The organism is Maribacter sp. MAR_2009_72, from assembly GCF_007827235.1.
Lineage (GTDB): Bacteria > Bacteroidota > Bacteroidia > Flavobacteriales > Flavobacteriaceae > Maribacter > Maribacter sedimenticola.
In genome coordinates this window covers 2,574,266-2,591,297 of the sequence record NZ_VISB01000001.1, presented here as the reverse complement: position 1 = coordinate 2,591,297, position 17,032 = coordinate 2,574,266, and the positions used below count along the sequence as shown (strand labels likewise).

The 17,032-nt window shown below is 37.2% G+C and carries 12 protein-coding genes; 4 read left to right on the top strand and 8 right to left on the bottom strand.

Going from position 1 to position 17,032, the window contains the following annotated elements:
• The first annotated feature begins 88 nt into the window (after positions 1 to 88).
• Complete coding sequence (locus tag JM81_RS10885; protein WP_144803303.1) at positions 89 to 799, top strand: SDR family oxidoreductase; 711 nt, start codon at positions 89 to 91, stop codon at positions 797 to 799.
• A gap of 1 nt (position 800) precedes the next feature.
• Here the strand turns inward: JM81_RS10885 and JM81_RS10880 are convergent, their stop codons facing one another.
• From JM81_RS10880 to JM81_RS10865, 4 genes are all read right to left on the bottom strand, one after another.
• Positions 801 to 3,542, bottom strand: coding sequence for a PD-(D/E)XK nuclease family protein (locus tag JM81_RS10880; protein ID WP_144803300.1), 2,742 nt, complete (start codon positions 3,540 to 3,542; stop codon positions 801 to 803).
• A 69-nt stretch (positions 3,543 to 3,611) separates the two neighbouring features.
• Positions 3,612 to 4,955 (bottom strand): OmpA family protein, encoded by a 1,344-nt coding sequence (locus JM81_RS10875; protein ID WP_144803297.1) that lies wholly within the window; start codon positions 4,953 to 4,955, stop codon positions 3,612 to 3,614.
• Between the two features lie 113 nt (positions 4,956 to 5,068).
• Positions 5,069 to 6,262, bottom strand: a complete 1,194-nt coding sequence (kbl, locus tag JM81_RS10870) for a glycine C-acetyltransferase (RefSeq protein WP_144803294.1) — start codon at positions 6,260 to 6,262, stop codon at positions 5,069 to 5,071.
• A 4-nt stretch (positions 6,263 to 6,266) separates the two neighbouring features.
• Complete coding sequence (locus JM81_RS10865) at positions 6,267 to 9,362, bottom strand: UvrD-helicase domain-containing protein (protein WP_144803291.1); 3,096 nt, start codon at positions 9,360 to 9,362, stop codon at positions 6,267 to 6,269.
• A gap of 119 nt (positions 9,363 to 9,481) precedes the next feature.
• On the opposite strand from JM81_RS10865, the gene JM81_RS10860 reads away from it, so the two are divergent.
• Positions 9,482 to 10,090 (top strand): superoxide dismutase, encoded by a 609-nt coding sequence (locus JM81_RS10860; RefSeq protein ID WP_089261041.1) that lies wholly within the window; start codon positions 9,482 to 9,484, stop codon positions 10,088 to 10,090.
• Between the two features lie 859 nt (positions 10,091 to 10,949).
• On the opposite strand, the gene JM81_RS10855 is transcribed toward JM81_RS10860, so the two are convergent.
• The 4 genes from JM81_RS10855 to JM81_RS10840 all read right to left on the bottom strand — a co-directional run bounded on the left by JM81_RS10855 (position 10,950) and on the right by JM81_RS10840 (position 15,142).
• Positions 10,950 to 12,848, bottom strand: a complete 1,899-nt coding sequence (locus tag JM81_RS10855) for an amidophosphoribosyltransferase (RefSeq protein ID WP_089261040.1) — start codon at positions 12,846 to 12,848, stop codon at positions 10,950 to 10,952.
• A 45-nt stretch (positions 12,849 to 12,893) separates the two neighbouring features.
• Positions 12,894 to 13,820, bottom strand: coding sequence for a PfkB family carbohydrate kinase (locus JM81_RS10850; protein WP_144803288.1), 927 nt, complete (start codon positions 13,818 to 13,820; stop codon positions 12,894 to 12,896).
• A gap of 114 nt (positions 13,821 to 13,934) precedes the next feature.
• Complete coding sequence (locus tag JM81_RS10845) at positions 13,935 to 14,567, bottom strand: viroplasmin family protein (RefSeq protein ID WP_144803286.1); 633 nt, start codon at positions 14,565 to 14,567, stop codon at positions 13,935 to 13,937.
• The gene (locus tag JM81_RS10840) at positions 14,567 to 15,142 is read right to left on the bottom strand and encodes a phosphoribosylglycinamide formyltransferase (RefSeq protein WP_144803283.1); all 576 of its coding nucleotides are present in this window, start codon (positions 15,140 to 15,142) and stop codon (positions 14,567 to 14,569) included. The genes JM81_RS10845 and JM81_RS10840 overlap by 1 nt, the downstream gene beginning before the upstream one ends.
• A gap of 291 nt (positions 15,143 to 15,433) precedes the next feature.
• Between JM81_RS10840 and JM81_RS10835 the strand changes: the two genes are divergently transcribed.
• Together JM81_RS10835 and fabF are read left to right on the top strand one after the other, a co-directional pair.
• Positions 15,434 to 15,667 carry an acyl carrier protein gene (locus JM81_RS10835; protein WP_008269813.1) on the top strand — a complete coding sequence of 78 codons (234 nt, stop codon included), beginning with the start codon at positions 15,434 to 15,436 and terminating at the stop codon, positions 15,665 to 15,667.
• A gap of 107 nt (positions 15,668 to 15,774) precedes the next feature.
• Positions 15,775 to 17,025 carry a beta-ketoacyl-ACP synthase II gene (gene fabF, locus JM81_RS10830; protein WP_089261036.1) on the top strand — a complete coding sequence of 417 codons (1,251 nt, stop codon included), beginning with the start codon at positions 15,775 to 15,777 and terminating at the stop codon, positions 17,023 to 17,025.
• Positions 17,026 to 17,032: the final 7 nt, after the last annotated feature.

Sequence of the window (17,032 nt, the reverse complement as noted above, 5' to 3'; positions counted from 1 at the left end):
AATAAATCAAAATCGTTAATTCTTGTTCTTTATCAGCTACATTAATTTCATATAAGCAGTAACTTGTTATAATTTTTAAAATGATATAATGAAAGATTTGAAAAATAAGGTAGTGTATATTACCGGTGGAACAAAAGGAATAGGGTTGGGTGTAGCCAAGTCGCTTTTGGCAGAAGGCATGAAGGTGGCAATTAGTGGCAGAACGCAACAAAGTGTGGACCAAGCGTTAAAAGAGTTTAATAACGATGCGGTATTGGGTGTGGTATCTAATGTTGCAAAAATGGAAGATGAAAAAAATGCCGTTTCCAAGATTTTGGATAAATGGGGACAATTAGATGCAGTTTTGGCCAATGCAGGTGTAGGTAATTTTGCACCCATAGATGAAATTACGGACGAAGCGTGGCACCAAATGATAGATACCAATTTAAATGGGGTTTTTCATACCCTTAAGTCTTCTGTAGAGGCATTGAAAAAATCCAAGGGTTATTATATTACATTGGCAAGTTTGGCGGGAACCAATTTCTTTGCTCAAGGTGCGGGTTACAATGCGTCTAAATTTGGGGTAGTTGGTTTTACCCAGGCCGCAATGCTTGATCTACGTAAATATGATATAAAGGTATCTACAATAATGCCGGGATCGGTAGCTTCACAGTTTAACAATAACGAACCAAGTGAAAAAGATGCATGGAAAATTCAACCAGAGGATATTGGGGAACTGGTGTTGGATCTATTAAAAATGAATCCAAGGACCCTACCAAGTAAAATAGAGGTTAGACCAACCAGACCTGATAAAAAATAGGTTATACTTCTTTTTCTGTGAACGGAATTTCAGGATTACATATTTCTGTAATTAATTGACCAAGAATCTGCTCGAAATCTGAAATTACATCATTGGTAATGATGTGGTTTTTTGCTCCTCTAGCAGATTCTTTTTGTGCAAAAAGCAAGGTGCCATCGGTAAAGTTTTTTAATGAAATGATTCCTGCTTGTACCGCTAAATTTGGTGTAGGGTTGGTCTTAAAATACATAAGGCCATAACAAAGTAACTGAAATGCTTTGCTGTACTGATAATCTTGTGTCAGTACATCCCAATCCATTAGTTCAACATTTCTGCGGTCCACCCGGCCTGTTTTGTAATCTATAATTCTTGTTACCCCATCAAATTCATCAATACGATCTAATTTTCCCTTTAAGATAATAGGGAAGTCCAAACCATCTATATGAAGGGGAACCTGTAAATCTTGCTCCAAACCTATAATCTTAATGGTATGATGGGCTAGTTGGTCAATTTCAACATCAATAAATGTTTGAATATATTTAAGGATGACGTGAAAGGTAATGTAGTTTTTCCCTGATTCTATATTACCTTCCTTAAAGGTCTTTTTAAAATTAAAGAGCACCGTTTTATGGATATCTTTTTTTATAGCGGTTAATCCCTCCTTGGTAAGGTTGGTGTTGATCAAAGGGGTGTATAGCGCTTCTAAGGAATCATGTACAATAGTTCCAAAAGTATTAGGGGCCAAAGTCTCTTCTACCTCTAGAACATCGTTAATGTTCAATAGGTTTTGTTTATAAAAATCTATGGGGTTCCTAATATAATTACTAAGTGAACTTGGCGAAAATCCTTTTGCTGCTTTAGAATGTATAAGCGTCAGTAGACTTTCGGTTTTAGGAATGGTCTCTTTGGTATTAGGATACGACTGTATCTGGGGAGTAGCAATATATTCGGTAATACCGGTTCTTTGTTCATCCGTTAATAACTGGGTTATCAACCTACTTTTTTCTCCCCCTTTCAAAGCGTCCGGTTCCGTATTATATAGGATATACACATTTTTGGCTCGTTGCAACAATCTATAAAAGTGATAGGTATATACCGCATCTTTTTCTTTATAGGTTGGTAGATCGTTTTTGGTTTTAAGGTCAAAGGGGATAAAGGAATTATTTGATTTACCTGAAGGTAAAATTCCTTCGTTCACTGAAGTAAGTATAACGGTCTCAAAATCTAACAACCTACTTTCCAGCATTCCCATAATTTGAATACCTTCTGTAGGATTACCTTGAAAATCCAACGTTTCCGTGCTTAATAATTGTCTAAATAGTTGTTTTAAACTCTTAAGGCTATTTATATAGGTAAACGTATTGCATAGGTCCTTAAGTTGGTTAAAGAGCGTATAAAACTTATATAATTGCTCAAGTATTAGAACATCATTGCTCAAGGAATCTATAGCTCTTAAGGCTTGCACCAGGGATAAAAAATGATCAATTAAAATTTTTGGGTCGTTCTGTACATCCTTAAAAAGTAAATCTATGGTATTATGTTGGCCAATAAGGGATGCAATTTGGGCCATGGTAATATAGGACCAGTTATTGGTCTTAATTTTGGTGATAAGCTCCTGTGCGGAGATGTTTTCTGCATTTAATAGTGTAACGGTATAGGAATGGGTTAGTAGGTTTAAGAGGTGTTTGTAAAACCATCCTTTTTCTGTTCGTTGCTCATGAAATTCAATTACATGTAAAAAGAAACTAGCCAATGTGGTCAATTCCAATTTTTGACCCATGGTAATATTGGTAGCCGTTATTTCTTTGGGTATAAAATGTAATAACGGATTCAATAATTCTTCATTGCCCAGAACTATAGCTGCATTTTTAAGTTGTTCCGGATTTTTAGTCTTGATGCTTTTCAGTAAATGACCCACATAATTTACCTGTGATATATTTTTGGGAACACCTATAATTTCAATGTTCTTTTGGGATAGATAATTATTGGAAACGCCCTGCAAATCCTTGTTTTTTAATACGGGCCATGTGTTTTGATAAGTTCTAATAAAGTATCCTGCATCGTGAATGGGATCCTTTAAAAAATAGGTATCAATATCCCAATATGCAGATGCATTGGTTTGCTGCAGAATGGACTGTATTAGCAGGCTTTCTGCTTTATTTAAGGCGTTGAATCCTAAAAAGACATGTTTTTTGGTATTGTTTTCTAAATACTGTGGTAGTTTTTCAACAGATGTCTTGTAGATTAGTCCTTGGTGGCCTAAACCTTGTTGAATTAAATTTTTATTAAAGTGTTGGTATATATCCTCTAAATGTCTCCAGAAATGTAGGTAATTTTCTATCATTTCAGACTTATCCGCATTTAATGACCAATGATTTACTTCTTGAATGGCGGCTACATTTTGGTATAATGTTTTGGCATTGACAAGGTAACGGTCAATTTCATTAAAATCCTGTAGTAGTATCTGACCCCATTTTAAAAAAGAATCAAAGGATTCCTTTTCATATTCCCCAACTTGTAGATAGGCTTTATAAAGTTCAAAAAGTTGTGTCGTGGCATTTGCGGTTACCAGACCAGAAATATGCGCTATGAAATCTTCTATGCTATAAATTTCCGGAGCTAAAACGGTTTGGTTAATGTTCTTGCTTAATTCCCTTTTTAGAAAAACTCCAGCACGTTTACTGGGTAAAACAAATATGATTTCCTGAATACGTTGTTCCGTATTCAATACCTCTTTGACCACATCCTTTATGAAACTTTGCATAGGGTAAAAATAAAAAAGCTCCGCATTATATGCGGAGCTTTTATTAAAACACTTAAGGTTTGTGTAAACTTATTTTACTAAGTTAATTTCTACCCTTCTGTTTTGAGTTCTACCAGCTCTTGTGTTGTTAGTAGCGATAGGCTTAGACTCACCGTAACCAACTGCAGATAATCTGAACTCTTCAATTCCTTTGTCAACTAAGAATTCTTTTACAGAAAGAGCTCTTGACTCAGAAAGACTCTGATTTAATTTTTCACTACCTACGCTATCAGTATGACCTTCAACGGTAAACTTAGCGTTAGGATATTCTTTAAGGATTGTAATAATATCAACCATTACAGAAGTAGACTCAGCTTTGATAGAAGATTTACCAGTATCGAACAAGATAGTTCTAGCGTAATCGTTCAATTGCTTTTGTACTTCAGCAGTTACTTCAGGACAACCAGCGTTAGCTACTGTACCGGCAACATCTGGACATTGATCATCTTTGTCAAGAACACCGTCACCATCAGTATCTGGCCATGGGCAACCTTTGTTTTCAGCAGGACCAGCTTCAGAAGGACAAGAATCATCCTTATCTGCAACACCATCGCTATCAGCATCAGGACAACCAGCTAAAGCAGGAAGACCAGCTTCGTTAGGACAAGCATCATCTTTATCTGCAACACCGTCACCGTCAGCATCTGGACATCCGTTCATTTCTTTAGAACCAGCTTCGTTAGGACAGCTATCTTTGCTATCTTCTATACCGTCACCGTCAGCATCTGGACAACCGTTGAAAGCTTCAAGACCAGCAACTTCTGGACAAGCATCATCTTTGTCATAGATACCATCACCATCAGTATCAGTACCACCAAATTTAACTGAAATACCAGCTAAGTGTTGGAAATGCTTAACACCGTAATCTTCAAAAGCATGCTTGTAATTAGATTGTAATGTAAGACCTAAGTTGTCAGAGAACCAAATGTTCAAACCAAGACCACCATTTACAGTACCAGCACCAATTTCATCAACCCAGGTATAACCACCACCTATCTCTACGAAAGGATCAATTACGGTTTCTCTTTTGATGAAATCATATTTTATTGTACCATCTATAGCATAGTGAGAAAGATCGTCAACACTAACGTCACCTAATTTGCTAATTTTATTAAGAGAACCTCTTGCTCCAATAGAGAAGCCGTCACCAACGTGCTTAGATACGCCTACGTAAGAAATAGAAGGTAAAATGTTCCAGTGGTCGTTCACATTAAAGAATTCGTTACCAAAAGAACTTACATCCCCTGTAGGATATACGTCAATGGCATTAACCCCGAACTGTACTTGCCAAGGATTATTCTCGTCTTGCGCTTGTATGCTGTTAATACCTACAACAAGTAGGGCAGCAACCAATAATTTGCTAAGATGTTTCATGTATTAATTTTTAAGTTTAAGTGTTTATTAGCTGCAAATGTAACTTGTTAAATATTATTAACAAAATCAATTTCCTATTTTTTTTAACGCATTTAATAGATTAAAAGGCGCATTTAAACGATTTTTAGCTCTTTTCCGACTTCGGTAAATGCGTTAATGGCAGCATCTAGATGTTCCTTTGAATGTGCTGCCGATAGTTGAACCCGTATACGTGCTTTTCCTTTTGGTACTACCGGATAGAAAAAACCAATGACGTAAATACCTTTTTCCAAAAGTTTGTTCGCCATATCTTGGGAGAGCTTTGCATCATATAGCATAACGGGTACAATGGCGGAATCTCCATCTACGATATCAAAACCAGCCTGTTTGATGCCTTTTTTAAAGTATGCCGTATTTTCCTGCAATTTATCCCTTAGGGAGGTATCGTTCTTCAACATATCGAACACCTTAATGGAAGCCCCCACAATGGCCGGTGCCAACGAGTTAGAAAAAAGGTAAGGTCTGGACCGTTGTCTAAGCAAGGTGATAATTTCTTTTTTTCCTGTAGTATAACCACCCATTGCACCGCCCAAGGCTTTACCCAATGTTCCTGTTATGATGTCTATTCTGCCCATAACACCTTTTTCCTCTAACGTACCCTTTCCTTTTTCACCTATAAATCCGGTGGCATGGCATTCATCTATCATCACTAGGGCATCATATTTATCGGCCAGGTCACATATTTTATCCAGGGGAGCAACCAGTCCATCCATGGAGAACACACCGTCCGTAACAATTATTTTAAACCGGGCCTTGTCTTCATTGGCCTTGATCAACTGAGCCTCTAAGTCTGCCATATCGCTGTTGGCATACCGATAGCGCTTTGCTTTGCACAACCGTACGCCATCGATGATAGAGGCATGGTTCAATGAATCTGATATAATGGCATCTTCGGCAGTGAACAAAGGCTCAAACACACCACCATTGGCATCAAATGCCGCGGCATACAGTATGGTGTCTTCGGTTTCATAGAAATCGGCTATTTTTTTTTCCAGCTCTTTATGGATGTCCTGCGTACCACAGATAAACCTTACCGATGACATTCCAAAGCCATGGGTGTCCATTGCATCTTTGGCAGCTTGTATGACATCTGGGTGGGAAGAAAGACCTAAATAATTATTGGCACAAAAATTTATTACCTCTTGACCTGTATCTATCTTGATAACGGCATCTTGCGGAGAAACGATTATCCGTTCTTCTTTAAAAAGTCCGTCATTCTTAATGGATTGAATTTCCTGTTCTAAATATTCCTTTATTTTTCCGTACATATGATTAGATATATTCTAGTTCTATTTTGGTATTAATATACACAATGATTTTTTGTTCAATGGTATAGCCCATGCTTGCAAATCCTTGTCCGTAGCTAGTTATTTGGTTGTGGTATGCAGTACTGCGCTCACCGGTTTTGTAATCTATTATAACAGCACCTTTATTTTTGATGACAACACGATCGGGCCTTAGTGCCGTACCATCAGGTAATAGGAGGTCTCTTTCGTTAAGTACTTCCCAGTCCTCCTCATAAAAATGTTTGAGGTCCTTATGAAAAATTACTTGTTGTACCTTTTTTTTATAATCGTCCCGCTCTATTTCTTTGATCAATCCTTTTTGTACGGCCAGTTGCATGGCACGGTCAAGATCAGAGGCTTTGTGAATCATGCTTAAAATAAAATGAACAACATTTCCTTGGTCAATAGCCGTATTCATACCCTCGTTCCAAAGAATTCCGGATGTGGCTAAAATTTTAAATTCTGGTCGGTCTTTAAACGTATATATATAAGGTATGGTTTTTTGCCCAGGATTTACGGTGTCAATTTTAGTACAATCTTGCAATGAGCCAAAGGCATAGGTAAATTGATTTGGTTGCCAAATTCCGGCATTCTTAAGAAAATGCATGAATAATCCTGAATAATAATTGACGTTATGGTCCCCTTTCCTGTCGATCATATGGGCACTTATAACAAATAAGGCATTAACCGCTCTGGTCAATACCACATATAAAAGATTGTACGCATCTAATTGTAGTTTTTGGTGGTCGGTATCATATAGCATGGATTCTAACAGACCATAATGCCTTACTTCCTGTTTTTTATTGATCAATAGTTCATTGAAACCTAAAAATTCATTGCTATCTACCGGAAGCCATAATTTAGGGTCAATTTCCTCATAAATGTTGGAATTGGCATAGGGAAAAATGACTACGGGAAACTCCAAACCTTTTGATTTGTGAATGGTCATGATCTGAACTGATTCCAGATTTTCCGGAGTACTAATGCTCGTAGAGTTTCCTTTCTTGTCCCAATAATCTAAAAAGGATTGCATATCTGACCCATATTTTTGTTCAATATCAAAAACCAGGTCCATGAATGCGGAAAGATGCGCATCTGAATCAGCATTTAAATTAAACACCTTAATGGCATAGGCCAGCCCGTCAAAAACCGAAACTTGGCGTAGTTTTCCACTATCAAAACCGTAGGCCTCCAATAAGTGGGCATCTAAATGGTTAAGGTTTTGATAGATGTAGGTATGTTTGTCCTGTTTGCCTTGTGACAGAAAATCTAAGAGTCCATATTGGATATCCAATTCTGCAGGTTGAACCATATAGCGTACCAGTTGGACCAAAAATATGGTTTTGGGGCTACCGCTCAATAATAGGGAGTCTGATGAAACAACGGGAATGTTATGTTCCATGAGGTAATTGGCAAGTATTAACCCATGTTTCTTTTTTCTGATAATGATACAAATATCACTATAGGTATAGCCCTTAGATAGAGACGTGGCAATGGTTTGCAAGGTTTGCTCTGCATACGCCTCGTCCTCTTCTTCTTCTAGAAAGGAAATGTTTACATATCCGCCATCTTTGCCTGAAGTTTCCTGTTGGTTTCCTAGCTTAAAAAAATCTTGATAAAGTGTATTTTCCAAGAACGGGCTAATACTTTGAAAGAATGTATTGTTGAAATTGATGATTTCTGCGCAACTTCTATAATTTTTAGGAAGGGTGACCAAGGTTGATGCTATGGTAAAGGGGTGTGTTTGCTGTGTTGCCAAATCTAAAAATTGCTCCGCCTTTCCACCTCTCCACCTATATATGGCCTGTTTTGGGTCACCGACCAAAAATAGGGAACCGGTACCTCCCAGTTCATCTTGGCCTTCCATGGCATTTCCTATTAAAGGGATTAGGTTTTCCCATTGCATTTGGGAAGTGTCCTGAAATTCATCTATAAAATAATGACGGTATTTTTCACCAAGACGCTCATATATAAATGGTGCCGGCTGATCTTTTACCTCATTGGCAATTAAAGTATTGAATTCAGAAATTGATAATTGATCCTTTTCTTCCTGTATTATTTTTAGTTCTTTTTGTATGGCATTCAATAGGGCAAAAGGTATAATGTTTCTGTTGACATTACTATATAGGCCCATTTTATAAATACTGTCCTTTATTTGAAGATAGTCTTGAAGTATTTGGGCGGACAGCTCTTGCGGAACATTTTTAATGGATGCTTTTAAAATCTTACCCTCCACTAAGTTCTCTTCAAGCTTATTGTTATATAATTGGCTTGGCTTAAAATTACCATCTATAATTTTTTTGAAATGATTGGGCAATGTCTCTCTTGGAAAATCCTTATGATCCAAACCTTGGTTTATGATATAATCCAAAACTTTGGCCGCAATCTCTTTTACTTGTTTTTCAAGTGTATTGACTTTGGTTTTTAATAAGTCTTGTAGCTTAAGAAAATCACCAATGTCATGGTCTTTCAGGTTTTTAAGATGTTCGGCATTATTTTCGTCAAAAAGAAGTTTGCCAATTTTTAATAGGTCAAACGCAATATCCCAGCTGCGGTCATCGTCTATTTTTTCCAGGGCAAAGTCCAACAACACTTTGGTAAACTCGGCATTTTCACCAGCTTTGTCTATTACGCGTTCAACCGCTTCTTGTAAGAGCAGGTCCACATCCAGCACAACTTCAAAGTTTTGGGGAATTTTCAAATCCTTGGCAAATGTTCTAATAAGCCTGTGCGTAAATTTATCTATGGTAGAGATGTCGAAAAAAGCATAATTGTGCAATATTTGCTTTAGACGCAGAGAACTTAATTTTGTAAGTTCTTCAAAGGTATAGTCCGTTTCATTCAGAATATCCTTTAATAACGGATTGGCCTGATCAATAGAGGACGTTCTGGAAAATTCATAAAGGCTGTTTAATATACGATGCTTCATTTCATTTACCGCTTTGTTGGTAAATGTTATGGCCAATATTTTTCTGAAGTTTTGAGGAGATGCCAGAATAATTTTCAAATATACTTTAGCAAGGGCATAGGTTTTGCCGGAACCTGCTGAAGCATTATATATGGTAAAAGAATTACTGGGCACGGATTTTTACCGCAAATTAAGGATTCCTGTACAGTTCTTAACAAATTATTTAGTGAATATAAATGTTAAAATTCGTAGCTTTGATAGACAATTAATATTAACATAAAAATAAATAAATTATGGCTTTTCAATTACCGAAATTGCCTTACGCCTATGATGCTTTAGAGCCTCATATAGATGCTAGGACAATGGAAATACATCATACAAAACATCATAATGGATATACTTCTAAATTAAACGCTGCCATAGAAGGTACTGATTTGGAAAAAAAATCTATTGAGGATATTTTAACTGGGTTGGACATGGATAACGGTGCTGTTAGAAATAACGGTGGTGGTTTTTACAACCATTCTTTGTTCTGGACCATTTTATCTCCTAACGGAGGAGGTAAACCAAGTGGGGAACTTGCAGGGGCCATAGATAGTGCTTTTGGCTCTTTTGATGCGTTTAAGGATAAATTTTCAAGTGCCGCTGGTACCAGATTTGGTTCAGGTTGGGCGTGGCTATGTGTTCATAAAGGGGGTAAATTAGAAATTTGCTCAACTCCTAATCAAGACAATCCAATTATGCCAGGCGTAGGTTGTGGCGGTTTTCCAATCTTGGGCTTAGATGTTTGGGAACACGCTTATTACCTAAATTATCAAAATAAAAGACCGGAATATATTGAGGCCTTTTTTAACCTGATCAACTGGGAAGAAGTTTCTAACTTATATGCGGCAAATAAATAAATGCTGTAAAAGTTTATTGTAATACTTTAAAGACCACCTAAAAATTACTTAGGTGGTTTTTTTGTGGATGTAAAATAGAAAAGGGCGGAGAAATCTCCACCCTTTTCGTCCCAAATCTTACCATAAACTTAACCTACTTATGCTATGGCAATACTAAATTACTGGTATTGAGTAAATAAAAAAAGAAAATTTAAGAAAAATAATTGCATTTATTGCTTTGCACTTTTTCAATAAATGCCGTTCATCTAAGGTAATATAAGGGTTTAGCGCAAAAATAGGTGCAAAATAAAAAGACGGAGCATAGCCCCGCCTTTTCCCCAAATCTTACCATGAACTTAACCTACTTATGCTATGGTCCTCCAAATATATTGTTGGTTTGGTTTGTTATAAAAGTTTTGCGTTGAACTCCCCAAACATTGGTCAAACGGTAAGTTTACTTTATAATTCGTGCTATAATCGTCCAGTGGAAATACAAAAGGGTGTAAAATAAAAAGACGGAGCATAGCCCCGTCTTTTCCCCAAATCTTACCATGAACTTAACCTACTTATGCTATGGTCCTTCAAAGATATAATCCTTGACCAAACTGGTAAAAGGTATTTGTTAAACGCCCCTTAAAGACGTTAAAAGGTCATCTTTAATAAAAATAGTAGTTGAACGTTATTTTAAAATAGAGCAGAAAATAAAAAAGGCGGAGAGTTCTCCACCTTTTTTGCCCCAAATCTTACCATGAACTTAACCTACTTATGCTATGGTAAGTTTAAATGTAAAGCCATGGAGTTCATTCTGACTATTCAGTCGATGAAATACACTTTTTGTCGATGAAATACACAATTAGAGTGCATTTCATCGAAAATTTTATTAATACGCCCTTTCGTTATTTCCTTCGTAAAAATTAATAAAGGCTCTATTTACAACTCTATTTCCACCAGGGGTAGGATAATTGCCGGTAAAATACCAATCCCCAAGATTTTTAGGGCAGGCTTGGTGTAAACTAGAAATGGTTTGGTATATAATAGAGACTTCTGCATTAATACCTTCCGGACTTAATAACTCTCCAATTTTAGCGGATATTTGATTAGCGCTAAAGGGTTTGTAAAAATCTTTTACATAATTGATGACATCCTTATCCTTGCTTTTAACCTGAGTTAAACATTTTTGATAAATTTCCTCTACAATATGTAGGGTATTGTGTTCTTCATGGAGGGCCAAAGCAGCTTTAAATGCGATAAAATCTTCCAATTTGGCCATATCTATACCATAACAATCAGGATATCTAATCTGGGGTGCAGATGAAACAACAATTATTTTTTTGGGTGAAAGACGATCTAAAATCCTTAAAATACTCTTCTTTAAAGTGGTACCCCTAACAATACTATCATCTATGATCACAAGATTATCTCCTTTTTTAACTGAACCGTAGGAAATATCGTAGACGTGCGCCACTAAATCGTCCCTACTACTATCTTGGGTTATAAACGTACGCAGTTTGGCATCTTTAATGGCCACTTTTTCAATCCTTGGCCTTACTTCCAGTATTTCGTGTAATTGTTCACCTGTAATTTTAGGTCCTAAGGCTAAGATCTGTTCTTCTTTTTTCTTGTTCAGATAGTTTTGGGCCTCTTTGACCATGCCGTAGAAAGAGGTTTCTGCCGTGTTTGGTATATAAGAAAAAACAGTGTTCTTGATATCTTCTTGAATGGCATCCAGAATTTGGGGAAACACAAGCTTGCCCAATGCTTTACGTTCTTGATAAATTTCCTTATCGCTTCCTCTTGAAAAATAGATACGTTCAAAAGAACAAGCTTTACGCTCTTTGGGTTCCTGTATTTGTTTTATGGCACTTGTACCGTTCTTTTTAATGATTATAGCGGCACCGGGATCTAATTCTTTTACCTCATCATAAGGTACGTTGAATACAGTCTGTATTGCCGGTCGTTCAGACGCGACCACCACGACCTCATCATCTTTGTAATAATAAGCAGGTCTTATTCCGCTTGGATCCCTAAGAACAAAAGCATCTCCATGGCCCAGTAAACCGGCCATAGCATAACCGCCATCAAAATTTTTAGCGGCCCTTTTAAGTATTTTGGAAATTTTTAAGCGTTCTGCAATTATAGGTGAAGCCTGCTGTTTGGTATAGCCTTCTTTTTTGATTTGTTTATAGAGTTTGGCAACGGCATCATCAAGAAAATGGCCTATTTTCTCCATAACGGTAACGGTATCTGCCATTTCCTTGGGGTGTTGGCCTAACTGCACCAAATTGTCAAAAAGTTCATGGACATTGGTCATGTTGAAGTTACCTGCAACAATAAGGTTACGGTGCATCCAGTTATTCTGTCTTAAAAATGGATGAACACTTTCTATACTGTTCTTGCCAAAAGTACCATAGCGAACATGGCCCAATAACAATTCACCTATATAGGGAATATTCTTTTTCTGCAATGCAACATCATGTTCATACTCAGGATGTTCTTTCAGCTCAGAATTGATACGATCGTTTATTTGGGCAAAAATATCCTGTATTGGCTGTTGCTGGCATGACCTTACACGGCTCATATAACGTTCCCCGGCTTTTACATCTAATTTAATACTGGCAAAACCTGCACCATCTTGTCCACGATTGTGCTGCTTTTCCATCATCAGGTACATTTTGTTTACACCGTAGAAAGCCGTTCCGTATTTTTCCTTGTAATATTCCAAGGGTTTTAACAACCGTATTACGGAAATACCACATTCATGCTTAATTGCGTCACTCATTGCGTATTGGTATTAAAAAAACCCCAAAAAATTGGGGCTAGGGGTTTATTGTAATTCTATATCAAACTGCGTTAATTTTTTAAATTGATGCAGTCTTTCTCTTATTTCCTTTCGATCAAGTTTCAGCATTCTTTCTGCGCCAAACTTTTCAACACTAAATGATGCTAGATTAGACCCATGGATAACAGCCTTCTTCATATTTTCAAAAGAACTATCGTTGCTAGCTGCCAAGTATCCTGCAAAACCACCGGCAAAAGTATCACCTGCACCAGTTGGATCAAAAACTTCCTCTAGGGGCAAAGCAGGGGCAAAAAATATTTGACTTTCATTGAACAGCAAGGCACCATGTTCGCCTTTTTTGATTACCACAAATTTAGGGCCCATAGTAAATATTTTCTGTGCTGCCCTTACCAATGAATATTCTCCTGTAAGCTGTCTTGCCTCTTCATCATTAATGGTAAGTACATCAATGTGTTTGATCACTTCCATTAAATCCTCCAAAGCATTGTCCATCCAAAAGTTCATGGTATCCAATATGATCAACTTTGGTCGTTTTTTCATTTGGTTAATTACACCTAATTGAACTATAGGGTGAAGATTTCCTAGCATAACAACATCTGCATCATTATAATCTTGGTGCACTACCGGGTTAAAATCCTCTAATGTATTTAATTCGGTCACCAGTGTATCCCTTGTATTCAGGTCATTATGATATTTTCCTTTCCAATAAAAGGTCTTGCCACCTTTTACGATCTCTAGGGCAGAGATATCAATATCCCTATCGGTCAAAAGATCTAAATATTCTTGGGGCAAATCATCACCTACAATAGAAACAATGGCAGAATCTACTTCAAATTGAGATGCAGCAAGTGCAATATAGGTAGCTGCGCCGCCCAAAATTTTATCCGTTTTGCCGAACGGAGTTTCTATAGCATCAAAAGCGACAGTACCAACAATTAAAAGTTTGCCCATAAAGTTTAAAAAATTTAAGCTGCAAATATACGGTTTTGGTAAGCTAATTAAAATGGTTTTACGATTACTCCTTACATTAATTATCAAACAAAGGTTGATAAAATTTTTTGCAAATTATTTCCTACCAAAATCAGCAGGAATTTCACCCCACGCCTTTGTTTCCCATTTTACGATTACGGTAGTGTACTGATTGTTCTTCAACCACTCCTCAGCTCTTTTGATCAGATTAAATAGCGATGCGTTTTTAGCGGATGCGGCCAGTTTTGTATTGCATTTTTTTTTGCGGACCCAGCTCATGGCCGTTCTGGAATCGGTATAAATCATCCGGTCACTTTTGCGTTCTTTTAAGAATGCTAGTCCGTGGACAATGGCCAAAAACTCCCCAATATTGTTAGTGCCTTGGGGAAAAGGGCCTTGTTTGAACAATTTTTTGCCGGTTTTGGTATCTACGCCTTGGTATTCCATAACCCCGGGATTTCCACTAGATGCGGCATCTACGGAAATAGAATTGTAATTTGGCTGTCCTATTCTAAGCAATTCTTCTTTAGACAAGGTAGTTGTTGCCTTCTTTTTTCCTTTAAAATCTGCATAAGTGCTATTATACGCTTTTTTGGCGACCTCAAAAGATTCAAATGATTTGTATTCGGCACCTGCATAACCATCAATAGATTTTTTACAATCTTTCCATGACTCGTATATACCTGGCTTTTTTCCTTTCCAGACCACATAAAACTTTTTCTTTGCCATTATAACGATGATAGTAAATTATCGATGACTTTTGGAAAATATTCGTATTCCAATTGGTGAACTTTAGCGGCAATGTCTTCTGGGCTATCATTGGGCAAAAGTTCAACGTTTACCTGCTTTATGATTGCACCTTCATCATAGTTGGCATTGACATAATGTATGGTAATACCGGTTTCCTGTTCGTTGTGTTCCTTTACGGCATTATGAACGTTCATGCCATACATTCCCTTACCGCCGTATTTGGGTAATAGGGCAGGGTGAATATTAATGATCTTATTGGGAAATGATTGGGTAATAGCTTCCGGTATTTTCCATAGAAATCCGGCCAATACAATTAAATCAGGTTCTAACGAACGTAACATATTAAGAATGAAATCGCTTTTAGAAAAGGCTTGTCGGTTAAAATAAAGGGCGTTTAATCCTAATCTATTGCAACGGTCAATGACTTTGGCATCGCTTTTGTTAGTAAGTACACAGCATATAGTAACATCATTGCGGAGTTTAAAATAATTGGCAATGTTCTCTACATTAGATCCGGAACCGGAGGCAAAAAGAATAATTTTTTTGGTTTTCAATAGTTGTGGTCTTTATAAGGGGGCTAACGGTTAAATTAAATTCGGCAAAAAAAAGCAAATAAAAAGCTTGTCAGCGATTAGAAAAAAACGATTATCAATTTATAGTTCTATTACCTCACTACTTTTCACTACCTTTTTTAATGGTTACCGAAACAAAATATTAATATGGTAAAATTACAGCACATGTCCTTAATTTTATTAAATTACAATACATTTTAACGACAATTAGTGGTTTTAATCCAAAGTTTTTTATTTTTGCCTTCAATTTAAATTTTTAAAACAAATATTATTATGTCAGACATTGCATCAAGAGTTAAAGCTATCATCGTTGATAAATTAGGAGTTGATGAGAACGAAGTGGTAACCGAAGCTAGCTTTACTAACGATTTAGGCGCAGATTCATTGGACACGGTAGAGTTGATAATGGAGTTCGAAAAAGAATTTGATATTCAGATTCCAGACGACCAAGCCGAAAATATCGCAACTGTTGGTCAAGCCATCAGCTATATAGAAGAAGCGAAGTAAAACATGTTTTCTTAAATAGAATCCAAATTATCCATGTGGTAAATGCTCCGCATGGATAATTTTTTTTAATTTACGCTTGGTTTAGATTTAAACAAATAAGAAGTTAAATGCAGTTAAAGCGAGTTGTAGTTACAGGTTTGGGGGCACTTACCCCAATTGGTAATAATATAGAGGAGTATTGGGATGCATTGGTTAGCGGTAAAAGCGGCTCTGCACCAATAACTTATTACGATACGGAAAAATTTAAGGTAAAGTTCGCTTGCGAGCTCAAGAATTATAACACAGAAGATCATTTCGATAGAAAGGAAGGGCGTAAGCTGGATAGATTTGCACAATATGCATTGGTATCTTCAGATGAGGCTATTCGCGATTCTAAATTAGATTTGGACAAACTGGATAAGTTTCGAGTAGGTGTTATTTGGGGAGCAGGTATTGGCGGGTTGGAAACTTTCCAGAACGAAGTGATGAATTTTGCCAATGGTGATGGTACTCCCAGGTTCAATCCATTCTTTATTCCAAAGATGATCGCTGATATTGCACCGGGCAATATTTCCATAAAGCATGGTTTTATGGGTCCAAATTATACTACGGTTTCCGCTTGTGCATCATCTGCCAATGCAATGATAGATGCCCTGAACTATATTAGGTTGGGACATTGTGATGTCATTGTCACAGGAGGTAGCGAGGCAGCCGTAACCATAGCAGGTATGGGCGGTTTTGGAGCAATGCATGCATTATCTACAAGAAATGAAAGTCCGGAAACGGCATCTAGACCATTTGATGCGACCAGGGACGGTTTTGTGCTTGGAGAAGGAGCAGGTGCCTTGGTTCTAGAGGAATATGAACATGCAGTTGCAAGAGGAGCAAAGATTTATGCAGAAGTTGCTGGTGGCGGTATGTCAAGTGATGCATACCATATGACCGCACCACATCCAGACGGAATTGGGGTGGTAAGGGTAATGGAGAATTGTCTTAGGGATGCCCAAATGTCCATAGAGGATGTAGATACCATAAATACACATGGTACATCTACACCTTTAGGAGATGTGGCAGAGCTAAAGGCAATTACCAAGGTATTTGGAGAACATGCCAAAACAATAAACATCAATTCTACAAAATCCATGACCGGTCATTTACTGGGTGCTGCCGGGGCTATTGAGGCCATTGCATCCATTTTATCAATGGAGCATGGTATAGTACCCCCTACGATTAATCATACCACTGTAGATGAAAATATAGACCCAAGCCTCAACCTTACGTTGAACAAGGCTCAAAAACGGGATGTAAAGGTTGCCATGAGCAATACGTTCGGTTTTGGAGGTCACAATGCTTGTGTGGTTTTTAAAAAATTAGATTAATTTAATT